Annotated in this window: 16 protein-coding genes; 13 read left to right on the top strand and 3 right to left on the bottom strand. The window is 70.0% G+C overall.

Going from position 1 to position 16,456, the window contains the following annotated elements; all coding sequences use genetic code 11:
• Positions 1 to 12: 12 nt before the first annotated feature.
• The 3 genes from sdhD to EDF40_RS04820 form a co-directional block, all read right to left on the bottom strand.
• A complete protein-coding gene (sdhD, locus tag EDF40_RS04830; RefSeq protein WP_123338917.1) occupies positions 13 to 459 on the bottom strand; it encodes a succinate dehydrogenase, hydrophobic membrane anchor protein in 447 nt (148 codons plus the stop codon).
• An 11-nt stretch (positions 460 to 470) separates the two neighbouring features.
• The gene (sdhC, locus tag EDF40_RS04825) at positions 471 to 920 is read right to left on the bottom strand and encodes a succinate dehydrogenase, cytochrome b556 subunit (protein WP_123338918.1); all 450 of its coding nucleotides are present in this window, start codon (positions 918 to 920) and stop codon (positions 471 to 473) included.
• Positions 921 to 998: 78 nt separating this feature from the next.
• Positions 999 to 2,234 carry a glycosyltransferase family 1 protein gene (locus tag EDF40_RS04820; RefSeq protein ID WP_235035928.1) on the bottom strand — a complete coding sequence of 412 codons (1,236 nt, stop codon included), beginning with the start codon at positions 2,232 to 2,234 and terminating at the stop codon, positions 999 to 1,001.
• Positions 2,235 to 2,390: 156 nt separating this feature from the next.
• Here EDF40_RS04820 and EDF40_RS04815 point away from each other — a divergent pair, with 156 nt between their 5' ends.
• The 13 genes from EDF40_RS04815 (at position 2,391) to EDF40_RS04750 (ending at position 16,414) form a co-directional block, all read left to right on the top strand.
• Complete coding sequence (locus EDF40_RS04815; protein WP_123338920.1) at positions 2,391 to 3,506, top strand: mannose-1-phosphate guanylyltransferase; 1,116 nt, start codon at positions 2,391 to 2,393, stop codon at positions 3,504 to 3,506.
• An 81-nt stretch (positions 3,507 to 3,587) separates the two neighbouring features.
• Complete coding sequence (locus EDF40_RS04810) at positions 3,588 to 5,525, top strand: alpha/beta hydrolase (protein ID WP_123338921.1); 1,938 nt, start codon at positions 3,588 to 3,590, stop codon at positions 5,523 to 5,525.
• A 136-nt stretch (positions 5,526 to 5,661) separates the two neighbouring features.
• On the top strand, positions 5,662 to 6,039 hold the full coding sequence (locus EDF40_RS04805) for a hypothetical protein (RefSeq protein WP_148053795.1): 378 nt from the start codon (positions 5,662 to 5,664) through the stop codon (positions 6,037 to 6,039).
• Between the two features lie 525 nt (positions 6,040 to 6,564).
• Positions 6,565 to 6,924 (top strand): hypothetical protein, encoded by a 360-nt coding sequence (locus EDF40_RS04795; RefSeq protein ID WP_148053796.1) that lies wholly within the window; start codon positions 6,565 to 6,567, stop codon positions 6,922 to 6,924.
• Positions 6,925 to 7,158: 234 nt separating this feature from the next.
• Positions 7,159 to 8,223: a BMP family protein gene (locus EDF40_RS04790; RefSeq protein ID WP_123292183.1), complete on the top strand. Its 1,065-nt coding sequence runs from the start codon at positions 7,159 to 7,161 to the stop codon at positions 8,221 to 8,223.
• Positions 8,224 to 8,363: 140 nt separating this feature from the next.
• Positions 8,364 to 9,884, top strand: coding sequence for an ABC transporter ATP-binding protein (locus tag EDF40_RS04785; protein WP_123338925.1), 1,521 nt, complete (start codon positions 8,364 to 8,366; stop codon positions 9,882 to 9,884).
• Positions 9,885 to 9,939: 55 nt separating this feature from the next.
• Positions 9,940 to 11,301: an ABC transporter permease gene (locus tag EDF40_RS04780; protein ID WP_185002773.1), complete on the top strand. Its 1,362-nt coding sequence runs from the start codon at positions 9,940 to 9,942 to the stop codon at positions 11,299 to 11,301.
• Positions 11,298 to 12,587, top strand: a complete 1,290-nt coding sequence (locus EDF40_RS04775; RefSeq protein WP_123338926.1) for an ABC transporter permease — start codon at positions 11,298 to 11,300, stop codon at positions 12,585 to 12,587. The genes EDF40_RS04780 and EDF40_RS04775 overlap by 4 nt, the downstream gene beginning before the upstream one ends.
• A gap of 166 nt (positions 12,588 to 12,753) precedes the next feature.
• The gene (locus tag EDF40_RS04770) at positions 12,754 to 13,152 is read left to right on the top strand and encodes a cytidine deaminase (RefSeq protein WP_123339066.1); all 399 of its coding nucleotides are present in this window, start codon (positions 12,754 to 12,756) and stop codon (positions 13,150 to 13,152) included.
• A 5-nt stretch (positions 13,153 to 13,157) separates the two neighbouring features.
• Positions 13,158 to 14,456, top strand: coding sequence for a thymidine phosphorylase (locus EDF40_RS04765; RefSeq protein ID WP_123338927.1), 1,299 nt, complete (start codon positions 13,158 to 13,160; stop codon positions 14,454 to 14,456).
• Positions 14,457 to 14,576: 120 nt separating this feature from the next.
• Positions 14,577 to 15,689 (top strand): adenosine deaminase, encoded by a 1,113-nt coding sequence (locus tag EDF40_RS04760; RefSeq protein ID WP_123338928.1) that lies wholly within the window; start codon positions 14,577 to 14,579, stop codon positions 15,687 to 15,689.
• 3 nt (positions 15,690 to 15,692) lie between these two features.
• Positions 15,693 to 16,139, top strand: a complete 447-nt coding sequence (locus EDF40_RS04755) for a PTS sugar transporter subunit IIA (protein ID WP_123338929.1) — start codon at positions 15,693 to 15,695, stop codon at positions 16,137 to 16,139.
• On the top strand, positions 16,136 to 16,414 hold the full coding sequence (locus tag EDF40_RS04750; protein ID WP_123292189.1) for a PTS sugar transporter subunit IIB: 279 nt from the start codon (positions 16,136 to 16,138) through the stop codon (positions 16,412 to 16,414). Before EDF40_RS04755 ends, EDF40_RS04750 begins: the two co-directional genes overlap by 4 nt.
• The last annotated feature ends 42 nt before the right edge of the window (positions 16,415 to 16,456 follow it).

Below are 16,456 nucleotides of genomic sequence, written 5' to 3'. Positions count from 1 at the left end.
GCGGGGATGGTGCTACTGCGCCGGGCAGAAGGAGGGCAGGTCCGCGGCGGCTGCGCCGGCGGGGCACGGGTCGAACGTCCAGCAGACGAGCAGGCCGAGGACGATCAGCACGACGCACGCGATGAGGATCGCGGCGAGGAGCGTCTTCCGGATGCCCGGCTTCGACACGTAGTCGTTGACGATCGTGCGCATGCCGTTCGAGCCGTGGATCAGGGCCAGGACGAGCATGAGGGAGTCCCACACCTGCCAGAACGGGTTCGCCCACTTGCCGGCGACGAAGGCGAAGTCGATCTGCTTGACACCCTCGCCCGCCACCATGTTGACGAAGAGGTGGCCGAAGATCAGCACGACGAGCAGGACGCCCGAGCCGCGCATGTAGATCCAGCCCCACTTCTCCCAGTTGGTGGAGCGGCGGGCGGCCGCGGCGGAACGGGGAGGTTCGACGATCTGCGTGGTCATCAGGTGCCCCTCTAGTTGAAGTCCGCGAAGAGGTTCATGAGCTGGCGGGGCAGGAAGCCCGCGATCGCGATCGCCCACAGGACGATGACGACCCAGAACATGGACCGCTGGTACTTCGGCCCCTTGGACCAGAAGTCGACGAGGATGATCCGGAGCCCGTTGAACGCGTGGAACACGATGGCCATCACCAGGGCGATCTCGCCGATGTTCATGATCGGGGTCTTGTACGTGCCGATGACCGCGTTGTACGCCTCGGGTGAGAGGCGCACGAGAGCCGTGTCGAGGATGTGCACGAGCAGGAAGAAGTAGATCGCGACACCGGTGATCCGGTGCAGGACCCACGACCACATGCCGGTCGACCCGCGGTACAGCGTGCCCTCGAGTTTCCGAGAGGCGCGGGGCGCCTCGATCGTGACTTCGGGGACGGCGGTCGCCGTACCGCCGCCGGTGGGCTCAGCCATGAGCTCGTCCTTCCATAGGACGGGCTCGCCCGATCGGCGAGCCCTTGCCGTTCGTGTTCGTGTGGAACACGTCCCATCCTATGCGCGGGTGCTGACCTTCTCGTCCCGACCGGCCCGCAGGCCCCGACCCACGGGCGGCGCGCCGATGTTCCTGGCCGTGTCGTGGTGCCCCAGGAGCTGGTCGCCGACGGCCTCCCACGTGGTGCCCTCGACCCGGAGACGGCCCGCCGATCCCATCCGTTCCGCGAGTGCGCGGTCGTGGTGGAGCCGCAGGACCGCCTGTCGCAGAGCCTGCGGTGCGTCGGTGTCGTAGAGCTCGCCGTCGAGTCCGGGGGCGACGAGGTCGAGCGGACCACCCGACGCCGGCGCGATCACCGGCAGCCCCGAGGCGTGCGCTTCCTGGAGGGTCTGCCCGAAGGTCTCGGCCGGACCGGTGTGCACGAAGAGGTCGAGCGAGGCGTACGCGTCGGCGAGGGCGTCGCCGCGCAACGGTCCGGTGAAGGTGACGTCGAGGTGCCGCAGGCGTCGCTCGAGCAGCGCCCGGGACGGCCCGCCGCCGGCCACGACGACGCGGATGCCGGGGATCCCGCCGAGCTCGGCGAGCCGTTCGACCTCCTTCTCCGGCGCCAGCCGCCCGACGTAGCCGACGATCGTCTCGCCGTGCGGGGCGATCCGGCGCCGGAGCGCCCGGACGTGGGCGGACTCCCGTCGGGCCGGGTGGAAGAGCTCGGTGTCGACCCCGCGCCCCCAGCGGGCGACGCGGGGGACCCCGTCCTCGGCGAGCATCGCGGCGGTCGCGCTCGACGGTGCGAGCGTCAGCGAGGCGCCGGCGTGGATGCGGCCGAGGATCCTGCGGACCAACGGGACGGTCGCCGTCAAGCCGTTGCGGCGGGCGAAACCGGCCACGTCGGTCTGGAAGACGGCGACGGAGGGGATGCCGAGCCTCCCGGCTGCCGTGATCGCGCGTCCACCCAACAGGAACGGACTCGCGGCGTGGAGCACGTCGGCGCCGGAGGCGGCGAGGATCGTGTCGAGGACGGGGTGGGGGAGTGCGACGGGGAACTGCCGGTACGCGACGGCGGGGATCCGGTGCACGTCGAAGGAGCGGTAGCGCTCGACACTGCTGCGGGACCGGAACTGCGCGAGCCCCGGGGTGTCCGGTGCGATCACGACCGCGCGGTGGCCACGGCGTTCCAGGTGGTCGAGGACCGCCAGGACGCTGGTGGTCACGCCGTTGAGGGTGGGCAGGAAGCTCTCGGTCACGACGGCGACGGTCCGGGGGGACGTGCCGCGCTCCACGCTGCGTGCGCTCATGGTGCTGCCCATGCTCCGGGCGCCACGTGACCCCGCGGGGCCGACGACGTGAACGGGGCGGAGGCGACGGGTGAACAACGACGTGCGGGAGCCCGCATGCGGGAATCGTGCGGAGACCACCCAGGATCCGCACGGCAGGACCGGTACGGTGAGCGCGTGGCTGACGCTCTCGAAGACTTCTACGCGATCATCCCCGCAGGGGGCATCGGATCGCGCCTGTGGCCGCTGTCGCGCGCCGACGCACCCAAGTTCCTGCACGACCTGACCGGGTCCGGCACCTCGCTGCTCCGGCAGACCTGGGACCGGCTCGCCCCGCTCGCGGGCGAGCAGCGGATCATGGTCGTGACCGGACGGGCGCACCGCGTCGCCGTCGAGTCGCAGCTGCCCGGGGTCGAGGACCACAACGTGGTGCTCGAGAGCGAGCCGAAGGACTCCACGGCGGCCATCGGCCTCGCCGCGGCGATCCTCGTGCGCCGCGAACCCGACGTCGTCATCGGCTCCTTCGCCGCCGACCACGTCATCGGTGACGCCCGCGGCTTCCGCCGTTCCGTGCGCGAGGCCGTCGCCGTCGCCCGTGCCGGGTACATCACCACCATCGGCATCACGCCGACCGAGCCCGCGATCGGCTTCGGGTACATCCACGCGCACGGCGACACCCTGGACATCGAGGGCGCACCGACCGCGCACGCCGTCCGGTCGTTCGTCGAGAAGCCCGACCTGGACACCGCGCGCTCCTACGTCGAGCAGGGCACGTACCTGTGGAACGCGGGCATGTTCATCGCCCGCGCCGACGTGCTGCTCGAGGAGATCGGCCGGAACAACCCGACACTGCTGGCCGGCATCAACGAGCTCGCGGACGCCTGGGACACCTCGGCCCGCGGGGCGGTCGTCGACGCGGTGTGGCCCACGCTCGAGAAGATCGCGATCGACTACACCGTCGCCGAGCCGGCCGCCGCGGCCAGCCGCATGGCGGTCGTCCCCGGTGACTTCGACTGGGACGACGTCGGCGACTTCGCCTCGCTCGCCAAGCTGCAGTCCGGTGGTCGCCCGAACAACCTCGCCGTGCTCGGTGACGGCGCCCGGATCCTGGCCGACTCGTCGAGCGGCATCGTGATCTCGCACAGCCAGCGGCTCATCTCGCTCATCGGGGTCGAGGACATCGTCGTCGTGGACACCCCCGACGCGCTCCTCGTGACCACCAGCGCGAACGCGCAGCGGGTCAAGGGTGTCGTGGATGCGCTCAAGATCAGCGGCCGCGGCGACGTCCTCTGACGACGTCGCACCGGTCGTTCGTCCGGTGATGTTTCAGGTGTAGGGTCGCTGGGGGAGCGACACGGGGAGGACTCGGGGGCGATGGCGGACATCGAGTTCGACGCGGGGGACGCGTCGGCACTGGCCAAGGCGGTTCGGGGAGCAGCCGCGACGCTGCGTGGGCAGGGTGGGATCCGGTCCGGAGCGGCGGAGTCGGCACTCGCGGACTTCGCTGGCTCGTACGCCGACCGGTTCCCTGACGCCGTCGTCATCGAGGCGGAGGACCGAGGCAAGCTCGTCGGGGTGCTGACCGATCTCGCGTCCGGCGTCGACCGAGCCGCCCAACGCGCCGAGCAGGAGCGTGAGCGCGTCCGCGCGCACGCCGCCTGGAAGGTCCGAGAATCCGAGCGTCAGCGGTCGGCCGCGGACGCGCTCGCCGGACCGTTCTCGGGAGCGGCGGTCGATCTCTGGGGGACGTTGGTCGACCGGGAGCCCTCGAACGAGCCGCTCACTCGACCAACCGTGGACGCCGAGTTCCGCGGCCGTGAACGTGCTCGGTACGGAGCGGGTGCGAGCCGGGGGAAGAGCTCCGCCGACCCGACGGCACTGCGCGCGTTCGTCTCGACGGTGGCAGGGCTCGACACCGCGGCCTCGGCTGAGGCGGCGCGAGTGCGTTCGGCCTGGTCGTCGTTCCGGTCCTCGTGCGCATGGGTGCAGGTCGACCGCGGCAGCATGCCGGCTGGGTTCGACCGGTACGTCGCGGAGAACGACGAGGACCGGTCCTGGATCGCCAAGACCGCCAAGGCGTTCGAGGATGCAGGCGGCGGCGCGCTCGCCGACGCCGTGCTCGACATCGCTGCCATGGGCCGGGCAGCGCCCGCGGTGCAGGGTCTGCTGGCGCCCGGACTGACGCCGACGCAGGTCGCAGCGAAGTGGGCGGCGCTCGGTCTGACCACGGCCGACGCCGATGCGCTTCGAGCGCTGCCGACGTCGGTGCTGTCCGAGCTCGGCAACCTGGAGGGCATCCCGTACTGGGCTCGGAGCACGGCAAACGTCGTGGTTTTGAACCAGCGGTTGGGCGACGTCGAGCTCGAGATCGAGAGTCTTCTGGCGTCCGTGGCGTCCACGGGCGACGAGGGTGCCGCACGCGCGGCGGCACAGCGGATCGCGGCGCTGAAGACCGAGCTGAAGTCCCTGCGCAACATCAACGCGACGATGGCGAAGAAGGGGGCGGAGGGGGAGCGGTACCTCATCTCGCTCACCGACGACCAGCCCCCGCTGGCGGCCGTTTCGATCGGTGACCTCGACACGGCTGACTCCGTGACGTGGGCCGTTCCGGGGATGGACACGACGACCGCGGACATGAGTTCGTGGACGATGGCGGCGCAGAACATCTACGACGAGCAGGGGCGAGCTGCTGTCGATGGCGGGTTCTCCGGGACCCACGCAGTCGTCTCCTGGATCGGGTACGACACGCCGACGCCCGCAGAAGTTCTCTTCATGGGGAAGGCGAAGCGGGGCGGAGGGCAGCTTGCCGAGTCAATCCGTGGATTGGGGGCCGTGCGCACAGAGCGGATGCCGGAGACGAATGTCGTCGCGCACTCGTACGGCACGACCACGACGGCCGTCGCGTTGTCGCAACGAGGCGTTCACGTCGATCGGTTCGTGGCGCTCGGTTCAGCGGGGCTGCCGGACACTGTCGATTCAGCAGACGAACTGCACGCCGGACACGTGTACGCGGCACAGGCGAAGGACGCACCAGTGGGGCAGGCCGGTCAGGGTGACGAGTGGGCTGTCTTCGGACGAGACCACAGCGTTGCGCATCATGTCGACCCAACGTCCGGGGACTTCGGGGCAACCGTGTTCGGTGCCAACGGCACGACGGCGGCTGACGGCAGGAAGCTGAAACCGGTCTTGCACCACGACCCGTTGAACAGTGACCTCAAGGGGTACCTCGACCGTGACACGGAGACGATCTACAACGTCGGGCGAGCGACGATCGGTTTGGACGACGAGCTCACCCCGCCAGGATCACGGTGACCGTGCGCAAGCAATGAGGAGAACGATGACCGTCGTAACGCCCGTCGGACGCGTGGCTGCGAGCGCGATGGCGCTCGTGGCGCTGGTGACCGTGCTCGCTGGGTGCGCCCGGCACCCCGAGGAGAGGAAGCCGTCCGTGAACCCTGAGACCGCGAAGCAGCAGATGATCGACGCCGTCGACGAAGTCACCGGGCGCCTGGGCGGTGAGTGGAAGCCCCGGACCGGGCCGGATTACGCCGAGAGATGTCAGCTGCCGGACGGTGAGGACGGTGCGCACTGGGTGTACCTCACTGGCCGGGCGGACGGCGGCGACCCGCAAAATGACGCCGCGGAGACGGCTGATCGCTGGGAAGCACAAGGGATGACGATCGAACGCTGGGGCAAGGGAGACCGCCCGGCGATCGTCGGTCGTGGCGGAGGCTCGGTGGAATCGATCAGTCTGTACGCTTACCCGGGCAACTACACCGTGCAAGCCCTCTCGCTCTGCTTCCCGGGCGACGCCGACGAGCTGTGACGCAGGGCCGTCTCCCGGGCCCTGCGACGGGCACATCCGCCCGCGCGACCGTCTCGGGGATGACTGGGAAGCCCGTACGGGACCGGACGCGCCGGAAGGCTGCACACTTCCGGGCGGTGAGCCGGGCGCCCACCTGCGATACCTGACGGGCAGCGCGCGGACAGGGAGTCCCGAGACCGACGCTGCTGGAATGGTGCAGCACTGGGAGGCGCCGGGCACGGGCATCGTCCAGCGCGACTCGAGTGATGGACGCGCGGTACTCAGGAGTGGAGGAGGCAATGTTTTGTCCATCAGCGTCTACGCCTACTCGGGGAACTCCACGGTCCAAGCCGTCTCGCTGTGTTTCCCGGGCGACGCGGACCGTCTGTGATGCTCGGTCAGGGCCGCCGGTGCAACTCCTCCGCCGTCGCGTTCGTCCTGGGCGCCGTGGCGATAACGCTCGCCGGGTGCGTTCTGCGCGAGCCGGACGTGAGTGCGCCACCTCCGACGGAGCCTCCAATCGACGCTGACACCGCGAAGCAGCAGATGATCGATGCCATCGACGACGTCACGAAGCATCTGGGCGGCGTGTGGAAGCCTCGCACCGGCCCTGACGCTCCTGAGCACTGTGAGCTGCCTGACGGGACGCAGGGCGCCCACTGGGTGTACCTCACCGGCCGGACTTCAAGGGGCGACTCGCAGGACCCGGAATCTGACGCGAAGGCGACGCTCGCCCGCTGGAAGTCCCAGGGAATGAAGGTCGAGCGCTGGGCTGACCCCGATGGACCTGCGATCGTCGGCCGCGGAGGTGGCTCGATCGACTCGATCAACCTCTACGCGTTCCCCGGCGACTACACCGTCGAAGCCATCTCGCTGTGTTTCCCTGGTGACGCCGACGAGCTGTGACCTCCAGGGATCCGCCGCTTCGGCGACGTCCTGTAGCGCTCCACCGACAACCCCCTCGAACTGGGGGTCCGAGCGTGACCCCGCGTTACGGGCGCGTTTCGGCGCGGTCGCGATCCCGTAACTGATCCGTCCGGTGCTCAGAACGGGTCCTGTACCGGCCGGGCGGTCGTGTACTGTCGCCACGATCGCCCGGAACGCACGTGGTCCGGGCACGCTCCCCGGAGGAACCCACCCGTGACATCTCGTACCCGACGCGTCGTCCTCAGCGGCTTCGCGCTCCTCGGCACCGCCGCCGTCCTCGCAGGCTGCGCCTCGGCGCCGTCCGACACGACGACCGCCAAGAAGACCGACTTCCGCCCCTGCATGGTCTCCGACGCCGGTGGCTTCGACGACAAGTCGTTCAACCAGCTCGGCTACGAGGGCATGAAGGACGCCGCCAAGGACCTCGGTGCCACCTACAAGGAAGCCGAGTCGAAGGACGCCACCGTCTACGACTCGAACATCCAGCAGCTCATCGGCCAGAACTGCAACCTCGTCGTGACCGTCGGCTTCAACCTCGCCGACGCCACGAAGAAGCAGGCCGCCGCGAACCCCGACACCGACTTCGCGATCATCGACGACAGCTCGATCGACGCGAAGAACGTCAAGCCGATCACGTTCGACACCTCGCAGGCCGCGTTCCTCGCCGGCTACGCAGCGGCGTCCTACTCGAAGACCGGCGTCGTCGGCACCTTCGGCGGCATGCAGATCCCGACCGTCACCATCTTCATGGACGGCTTCGCGGACGGCGTGAAGTACTACAACGAGCAGAAGGACAAGGACGTCCAGGTCAAGGGCTGGAACGTCGACACCGGCAAGGGCTCGTTCACCGGTGGCTTCGAGGCCGGCACGCAGGCCAAGTCCGTCGCACAGACGCTCCTCGACCAGGACGCCGACGTGATCCTGCCCGTCGGTGGCCCGATCTACCAGTCGGCTGCCGAGGCCATCAAGGACGCCGACAACGGCTCCGTCCTGATCGGTGCGGACAGCGACCTCTACGAGGCCGACCCGCGCTACAAGGACATCGCCTTCACCTCGGTCGAGAAGGGCATGCGCCCGGCCGTGAAGGACGTCGTCGAGCAGGCGGCCGACAAGAAGTTCTCGAAGACCCCGTACGTGGGCACCCTCGAGAACGAGGGCGTCGGCATCGCGCCGTTCCACGACTACGAGTCCAAGGTCGACAAGGGCCTGCAGGGCGAACTGGACGACATCAAGGCCGGCATCATCGACGGCTCGATCAAGGTCAAGACCCAGTCCTGACCCGACGAACGCGGGCGAGGGGCTTCCCTCGCCCGCGTTCTCGTGCGCCCGAGCGGTGCACGTGAGACCGTGCGCCCGCGTGGCGCACTCGAGACCGTGCGCCCGCGTGGCGCGCGCGAGACAGAAATAGACTCCCGAACATGAAGCTCGAACTCCGCGGCATCACCAAGCGGTTCGGCGCCCTGGTCGCCAACGACCACATCTCGCTCACCGTCGAGCCGGGTGAGGTCCACTGCCTCCTGGGTGAGAACGGCGCCGGCAAGTCCACCCTGATGAACGTCCTCTACGGGCTGTACGACGCCGACGAGGGCCAGATCCTGCTCGACGACGTGGTCCAGGACTTCGACGGCCCCGGTGACGCCATGCGCGCCGGCATCGGCATGGTGCACCAGCACTTCATGCTCGTCCCCGTCTTCACCGTCGCCGAGAACGTCATGCTCGGTCAGGAGCAGACCACCTTCGGGGGCCGGCTCGACCTGGCCGGCGCCCGCAAGCGGGTCACGGAGATCTCCGACCGCTTCGGGTTCGACGTCGACCCCGACGCCAAGATCGAGGACCTGCCCGTCGGCGTCCAGCAGCGCGTCGAGATCATCAAGGCGCTCTCCCGCGACGCCTCAGTGCTGGTGTTCGACGAGCCGACGGCCGTCCTCACCCCGCAGGAGACCGACGAGCTGATGGGCATCATGCGGCAGCTCCGCGAAGCCGGCACCGCGATCGTCTTCATCACCCACAAGCTCCGCGAGGTCCGCGAGGTCGCCGACCGCATCACGGTGATCCGGCTCGGCAAGGTCGTCGGCGAGGCCTCGCCCGCGGCGACCAACAACGAACTGGCCGCGATGATGGTCGGCCGCGCCGTCTCCCTCGTCGTCGACAAGACGCCGTCGACCGGTGGCGAGGACGCCCTGGTCGTCGAGGGCCTCACCGTCACCGACCCGTCCGGCATCGTGCTCGTCGACGACGTGTCGTTCTCGGTCCGTCGCGGCGAGGTCCTGGCGATCGCCGGGGTGCAGGGCAACGGGCAGACCGAGCTGACCGAGGCGATCCTCGGTCTCGAGCCGGTCCACGCGGGCCGCATCACGCTGGACGGCAAGGAGCTCACCGGCCGCAGCGTCAAGCAGGTGCTCGACGCCGGCGTCGGGTTCGTCCCCGAGGACCGCAAGGAGGACGGCCTGGTCGGCGAGTTCACCATCGCGGAGAACCTCATGCTCGACCGGTCCGACCACGACCAGTTCGTCCGCGCCGGCACCATCCGTGCCGCCGAGCGCGACGCCTTCGCCGACGAGAAGATCGCCGAGTTCGACATCCGCACGCCGGGCCGCGCGACCGCTGCCGGTCGGCTGTCCGGCGGCAACCAGCAGAAGATCGTCCTCGCCCGCGAGCTCAGCCGCGAGCTCCGGCTGTTCGTCGCCGCGCAGCCCACGCGCGGCATCGACGTCGGGTCGATCGAGTTCGTGCACAAGCGCATCGTCGCCACCCGCGACACCGGTGTGCCCGTCATCGTCGTCTCCACCGAGCTCGACGAGGTCGTGGCACTGGCCGACCGCATCGCCGTCATGTACCGCGGCGGCATCGTCGGGATCGTGCCGGCGACCACCCCGCGAGACGTCCTCGGCCTCATGATGGCCGGCGAGATCCCAGAAGGAACGGAGCTGGCCGCATGACCGGTTCGGCCGGCGAGATCCAAGCCACATCCACGACCGGAACGGAGCTGGCAGCGTGACCGCGCAGGACCCAGACAACACGCAGCCCACCGCCGACACCGAGGCAGACGCCCCGCTCACCGACGACCGTCTGCAGGAGTCCCCGGAGACCCCGCACCTGATGACGGACTCGGCGGACGACACCGAGCGCCGCAACGGCGCCCCCGGCACCGACCGCTGGCACGCCGCGATGCAGAGCATCCTGAACGGCTCCGTGCTCGTCACGGTCCTCGCGGTCGTGCTCGCCCTCGTCGCCTGCGGCATCCTCATCGCCCTGACCGACGAGAACGTCCGCGCCACGGCCGGATACTTCTTCGCCCGTCCCGCCGACATGCTCCAGGCCATCGGCACCGCGGTCGGCGGCGCCTACTCGTCGCTGTTCCAGGGCTCGGTGGTCAACTTCGGCGCCACCAGCTTCCAGCAGGCGATCGCCCCGCTCACCCGGTCGATAGACTACGCGGTGCCGCTCGTCGTCGCCGGCCTCGGGATCGCGCTGTCCTTCCGCGCCGGGCTGTTCAACATCGGCGGCCAGGGCCAGATCCTGATGGGGGCCGCGGCCGCCGGCTGGGTCGGGTTCTCGTTCGACGGCCCTGCCGCGATCCACATCCCGCTCACGATCGTCGCCGGCATCGTCGGCGGTGCGGTCTGGGGAGGAATCGTCGGTGTCCTCAAGGCCCGCACGGGTGCGAACGAGGTGGTCGTCACGATCATGCTCAACTACGTCGCGCTCTACCTGGTCAGCTACCTGCTCCGGACCCCCGGTCTGCTCCAGGCCCCCGGCAGCAGCAACCCGATCTCCCCGGCCACGAAGGACAGCGCGCTCCTGCCGCAGCTCTTCGGCGAGCGGTACGGCGTGGACCTCGGGTTCATCGTCGCGATCATCGCGGTCGTCGTCGTCTGGTGGCTCGTCAACAAGTCATCGCTCGGCTTCCGGTTCCGCACCATCGGTGAGAACCCCCGCGCCGCCCGCGTCGCCGGCATGAGCGTGCCGGCACTGACGATCTGGGTGATGGTCATCTCCGGTGCCCTCGTCGGCATCGCCGGTGCCTACCAGGTGCAGGGTGCGGTCACGACGGGCTTCACCTCGGGCATCGACGCCGGCATCGGCTTCGACGCGATCACCGTCGCGCTGCTCGGTCGCTCGAAGCCGTGGGGCGTGTTCTGGGCCGCGATCCTGTTCGGCGTGCTGAAGAACGGTGGCTACGCCATGCAGGCCGCCAACGGCATCCCGATCGACATCGTCGGTGTCATCCAGGCCCTCATCGTCCTGTTCATCGCGGCGCCGCCGCTCGTCCGCGCGATCTTCCGGATCCCGCAGCCGGGAGCCCGCCAGCGCACGAAGACGAGCAAGAACAGCAAGAAGGCGGTCGCCGCGTGAGCACCCTCAGTCCCACCGCGGCGCCCGCGTCGCCCCTGTCCGACCGTCCGGTCGAGACGACCCGCAGCTGGAAGCTCCCGATCGGGTACGCCGTGTTCACGCTGCTCGCGGTCGTGTTCTTCGTCCTGCTCAGCCGTGCCGGCACGACCACCTTCCGGCTCGCGAACGCCGGCGACTTCGTCGCGCTGCCGAACGTCCCGCTGTCGGCGGCACCGACCGGCTACGTCGTGGTCGTGCTCCTGGCGATCGCCACGGTCTACGCCTTCGTCGAGGTCCGCGCCTACCGGCACGTCCCGCTCTGGGTCACGTCGGTCTTCGCGATCGTCTTCGTCGTCGGCTTCTTGACGTGGGCAGCGGCCGGCGCCACGATCCCGCTGCCCGGCCTGCTGGTCGGAGCACTCGGGCTGAGCGTCCCCCTCGTGTTCGGTGCCCTCGGCGGCGTCATCTCCGAGCGGGTCGGCGTGGTGAACATCGCCATCGAGGGTCAGTTCCTCGCGGGTGCGTTCACCTCGGCGCTCATCGCGTCGCTCACCGGCTCCGCGTGGGTCGGGCTCGTCGGCGCGCTCGTCGCCGGTGTGCTCGTCTCGTTCATCCTGGCCGCGTTCAGCATCAAGTACCTCGTCGACCAGGTCATCGTCGGTGTCGTCATCAACGCCCTCATCTCGGGGCTGACCGGCTTCCTGTACTCGCAGGTGCTGTCCCCGAACGAGACCACGCTCAACGTCGGCGTCCGGTTCCCGAAGTTCGAGATCCCGCTGCTCCACCAGATCCCGGTCATCGGTCCGGTGTTCTTCGAGCAGAGCGTCATCGTCTACCTGGCGTACGTGGCCGTCGCGGTCGTCACCTTCGGCCTGTTCAAGACCCGCTGGGGCCTGCGCCTCCGCGCGGTCGGCGAGCACCCGCAGGCGGCCGACACGGTGGGCATCAACGTCACGAGCACCCGGTTCTGGAACGTGTCGCTCGCCGGCGCGATCGCCGGCCTCGGTGGTGCGTACTTCACGCTCGACGCGGTCGGACCGTTCACGAAGGACATGACGGCCGGCGCCGGCTACATCGCCCTGGCCGCCGTCATCTTCGGTCGCTGGGACCCGATCAAGGCCACGCTCGCGGCGCTGCTGTTCGGCTTCGCGTCGAACCTGCAGAACACGCTCGGGGCGATCGACTCGCCCGTGCCGAGCGAGTTCCTGCTGATGCTGCCGTACGTGGTGACGATCTTCGCGGTGGCCGGCCTGGTCGGGCAGTCGCGCGGTCCCGCCGCGTCCGGCAAGCCCTACATCAAGAGCTGACGGCCAGGAGGCACGGCACATGACCGACACGCACGCTGCGGACGACGGCACGGCCGCGTCCACCGACGCGATCGCCTGGACGGACCCGGCCACGGCCCTGCGCGCGGGAGGCGGCGACACCGCCGCCGACGGGGCGGACGCAGCCACGGGCCTCCCGGTCGACGACGTGGACTGGGGCGCCCTCCGCGACGCCGCCACGGCCGCGATGCGGCGCGCCTACGCGCCGTACTCGTCGTTCCCGGTGGGCGCCGCGGCGCTCACCGACGACGGCCGGATCGTCTCCGGCTGCAACGTCGAGAACGCGAGCTACGGGGTGACGCTCTGCGCGGAGTGCTCGCTCGTGTCGCAGCTGCACATGACCGGCGGCGGCAAGCTCGTCGCGTTCACGTGCGTCGACGGTGACGGGGCGACCCTCATGCCGTGCGGCCGCTGCCGCCAGCTGCTGTTCGAGCACTCGACCGAGGGCATGCTCCTCGAGACGGTCTCGGGCATCCGCACCATCGACGAGGTCCTGCCCGACGCGTTCGGGCCGCGCACCCTCGCCACCTACCAACAGGAGCACTGATCCCCATGGCCGTCGAGCCGTTCGACACCGTCGACCTCATCCGCACGAAGCGATCCGGTGGCGCCCTGAGCACCGCCGAGGTCGACTGGCTCGTCGACGCGTACACGCGCGGCTACGTCGAGGACCCGCAGATGGCCGCGATGGCGATGGCGATCTTCCTGAACGGGATGGAGCGGCGCGAGGTCAAGGACCTCACGCTCGCGATGATCGCGTCGGGGGAGCGGATGTCGTTCGGGTCGCTCGGCAAGACGACCGTCGACAAGCACTCCACCGGTGGGGTCGGCGACAAGATCACGCTGCCGCTCGCACCGCTGGTGGCGTCGTTCGGCGTCGCGGTGCCGCAGCTGTCCGGCCGTGGCCTCGGTCACACGGGCGGGACGCTCGACAAGCTCGAGTCGATCCCCGGGTGGCGGGCGGCGCTGTCGAACGACCGGATGATGGAGATCCTGTCCGACGTCGGTGCGGTCATCTGCGCCGCCGGCTCCGGCCTGGCACCGGCCGACAAGAAGCTGTACGCCCTGCGGGACATCACCGGCACCGTCGAGTGCATCCCGCTCATCGCGTCGAGCATCATGTCGAAGAAGATCGCCGAGGGCACCGGTGCGCTCGTGCTCGACGTGAAGTTCGGCTCCGGTGCGTTCATGCCGACCTACGAAGCGTCGCGCGAGCTCGCGCAGACGATGGTCGACCTCGGGAACGACGCCGGGGTGAAGACCTCGGCGCTGCTCACCGACATGGAGGTCCCGCTCGGGCTGACGATCGGCAACGCGCTCGAGGTGCGGGAGTCGGTCGAGGTGCTGGAGGGCGGCGGTCCGGCCGACGTCGTGGAGCTGACCGTCGCACTGGCCTCGGAGATGCTGACGCTCGCCGGGATGCCGGACGCCGATCCCGCCGCGGCGCTGGCCGACGGCCGGGCGATGGACACCTGGCGCCGGATGATCTCCGCACAGGGTGGGGACCCCTCCGCCGCGCTGCCGGTCGCCCGCGAGCAGCACGTCGTCACGGCGCCGTCGTCCGGTGTGCTGGCGCAGCAGGACGCCCTGCCGTTCGGCGTCTCGGCCTGGCGCCTCGGTGCCGGTCGTGCCCGCGCGCAGGATCCGGTGCAGGCCGGTGCGGGCATCGAGCTGCACGTCAAGCCCGGTGACACCGTGACCGAGGGGCAGCCGCTCTGGACGCTGCACACCGACGACGCCTCGCGGATCCCGCGCGCGCTCGAGTCGCTCGAGGGTGCGTGGTCGATCGGCTCGTCCGACGCAGCCGTGGCCGCTCGCGGGCCGATCGTGCGGGAGCGCATCGCGGGCTGAACGCGACTGTCCGACCGACTGGAGGCTCTCTGCACACGTGTGGAGAGCCTCCAGTCTGTGCAGGGGTCTGTTGTGCACAGGTGCCTGCGCGCGGTCGGTGTCCACCGATAGCCTGGTCGCATGAGCGCCGACGCCCCGACCTACCGCCTGCCCGACGCCGGAGCGGTCATCAACGACCTGCCGAAGGTTTCGCTGCACGACCACCTCGACGGCGGCCTGCGCCCCGCGACGATCGTCGAGCTGGCTGCTGCTTCGGGCGTGACGCTGCCGACCACCGACCCGTCCGAGCTCGGGCAGTGGTTCGCCGACCAGTCGAACTCGGGCTCGCTCGTCGAGTACCTGAAGACGTTCGACGTCACCACCTCGGTCATGCAGACGGCACCGCAGCTGACGCGCATCGCCCGTGAGTTCGTCGAGGACCTGGTCGCCGACGGCGTCGTCTACGGCGAGGTCCGGTGGGCCCCCGAACAGCACCTGCAGGGCGGGCTGACGCTCGACGAGACGGTCGAGGCCGTGCAGGCCGGCATCGAGGAAGCGGTCGACGCCGCCGGCGGCAGCATCCGGGTCGGCCAGCTCGTCACCGCGATGCGCCACGCCGACCGCTCGCTCGAGATCGCCGAGCTCGCCGTCCGGCACCGTGACAACGGGGTGGTCGGCTTCGACATCGCTGGTGCCGAGGCCGGGTTCCCGGCGTCGAACCACCGTGCCGCGTTCGACTACCTCGCATCCGAGCTGTTCCCCGTCACCGTCCACGCGGGCGAAGCCGACGGACTCGCCTCGATCCGGTCCGCGCTCGTCGACGGTCGCGCGCTGCGCCTCGGGCACGGCGTCCGGATCTTCGAGGACGTCACCCTCTCCGACGCCGGTGACGGCTCGACGCTGGCCTCCCTCGGCGAGGTCGCCTCGTGGGTCCGCGACCGCGAGATCCCGCTCGAGGTCTCGCCGTCCTCCAACCTGCAGACCGGTGCGATCGCAGCCTGGGGCGACGACCTCGCCGACCACCCCTTCGACCTGCTCTACCAGCTCGGCTTCCGGGTCACGGTGAACACCGACAACCGCCTGATGAGCGGGACGTCGCTGTCGAAGGAACTCGCACTGCTCGCCGGCACGTTCGGCTACGACCTCGACGACCTGGCGGCGTTCCAGATCAACGCGGCGCTCGGGTCCTTCCTGCCGCTCGAGGACCGCGAGGAGATCATCGCGACCATCACCTCCGGGTACTCGGAGGCCTGACGCATGGGACTGCCGCCGCTGCCGGACGCCGCCGTCCTCCTCCGGGCCACCGCGCCCACCTGGCGTGACGCGATGCGCCTGGCCGGCGGCGCGCTCGTCGCGTCCGGGGCCACGACCGACGAGTACACGGACGCCATGATCGGCATGGTCGAGGAACACGGGCCGTACATCGTGATCTCCCCGGGCCTGGCGTTCGCCCACGCCCGACCGGGCGGCGCAGTCCTGCGCGACGGGCTCGCCGTCGTGACCCTCGAGACACCGGTCGCGTTCGGCCACCCGCACAACGACCCGGTCCGCGTGGTCCTGGGGCTCGCGGTCGCCGGGGTGGGGACGCACCTCGAGTCCATCGGCGAGATCGCGAACCTGTTCAACGACCAGACCGTCACGGGGCGGATCGCCGACGCGACGACGGCGGACGAGGTCCGCACGATCATGGGGGTGTCCGCGTGAAGATCGTGACCATCTGCGGTGCGGGCATCGGCTCGAGCGGCATCCTGAAGGTGAACGCCGAGAAGGCGTTGTCCGCCCTCGGCCTGCAGGCATCGGTCGTCGCGGCCGACGTGGCCTCGGTGCGCGACGTGTCCGACGACGCCAACGTGATCCTCACCAGCCAGGAGTTCGTCGAGGCGATCGGCGACACCTACGCCGAGGTCATCGTGATCCGGAACCACTTCGACCAGGGCGAGATCACGGCGGCGGTGGACCGGGCGCTCGGCGAGCACTGAGGCGGGTGCGGCGGCGGCCGCTGGGGCGGGCGTCCGCCCTTT

It is taken from the genome of Curtobacterium sp. PhB170 (assembly GCF_003752345.1).
Lineage (GTDB): Bacteria > Actinomycetota > Actinomycetes > Actinomycetales > Microbacteriaceae > Curtobacterium.
Note: the sequence above shows the minus strand (reverse complement) of the source record. Positions and strands in the feature narration are given on the sequence as shown.

What these genes read in the sequence shown, in the direction of transcription:
- sdhD (WP_123338917.1), bottom strand. Translation starts at nt 459, where the DNA reads ATGACCACGCAGATCGTCGAACCTCCCCGTTCCGCCGCGGCCGCCCGC.
- sdhC (WP_123338918.1), bottom strand. Translation starts at nt 920, where the DNA reads ATGGCTGAGCCCACCGGCGGCGGTACGGCGACCGCCGTCCCCGAAGTC.
- EDF40_RS04820 (WP_235035928.1), bottom strand. Translation starts at nt 2,234, where the DNA reads ATGAGCGCACGCAGCGTGGAGCGCGGCACGTCCCCCCGGACCGTCGCC.
- EDF40_RS04810 (WP_123338921.1), top strand. Translation starts at nt 3,588, where the DNA reads ATGGCGGACATCGAGTTCGACGCGGGGGACGCGTCGGCACTGGCCAAG.
- EDF40_RS04795 (WP_148053796.1), top strand. Translation starts at nt 6,565, where the DNA reads ATGATCGATGCCATCGACGACGTCACGAAGCATCTGGGCGGCGTGTGG.
- EDF40_RS04785 (WP_123338925.1), top strand. Translation starts at nt 8,364, where the DNA reads ATGAAGCTCGAACTCCGCGGCATCACCAAGCGGTTCGGCGCCCTGGTC.
- EDF40_RS04765 (WP_123338927.1), top strand. Translation starts at nt 13,158, where the DNA reads ATGGCCGTCGAGCCGTTCGACACCGTCGACCTCATCCGCACGAAGCGA.
- EDF40_RS04760 (WP_123338928.1), top strand. Translation starts at nt 14,577, where the DNA reads ATGAGCGCCGACGCCCCGACCTACCGCCTGCCCGACGCCGGAGCGGTC.
- EDF40_RS04755 (WP_123338929.1), top strand. Translation starts at nt 15,693, where the DNA reads ATGGGACTGCCGCCGCTGCCGGACGCCGCCGTCCTCCTCCGGGCCACC.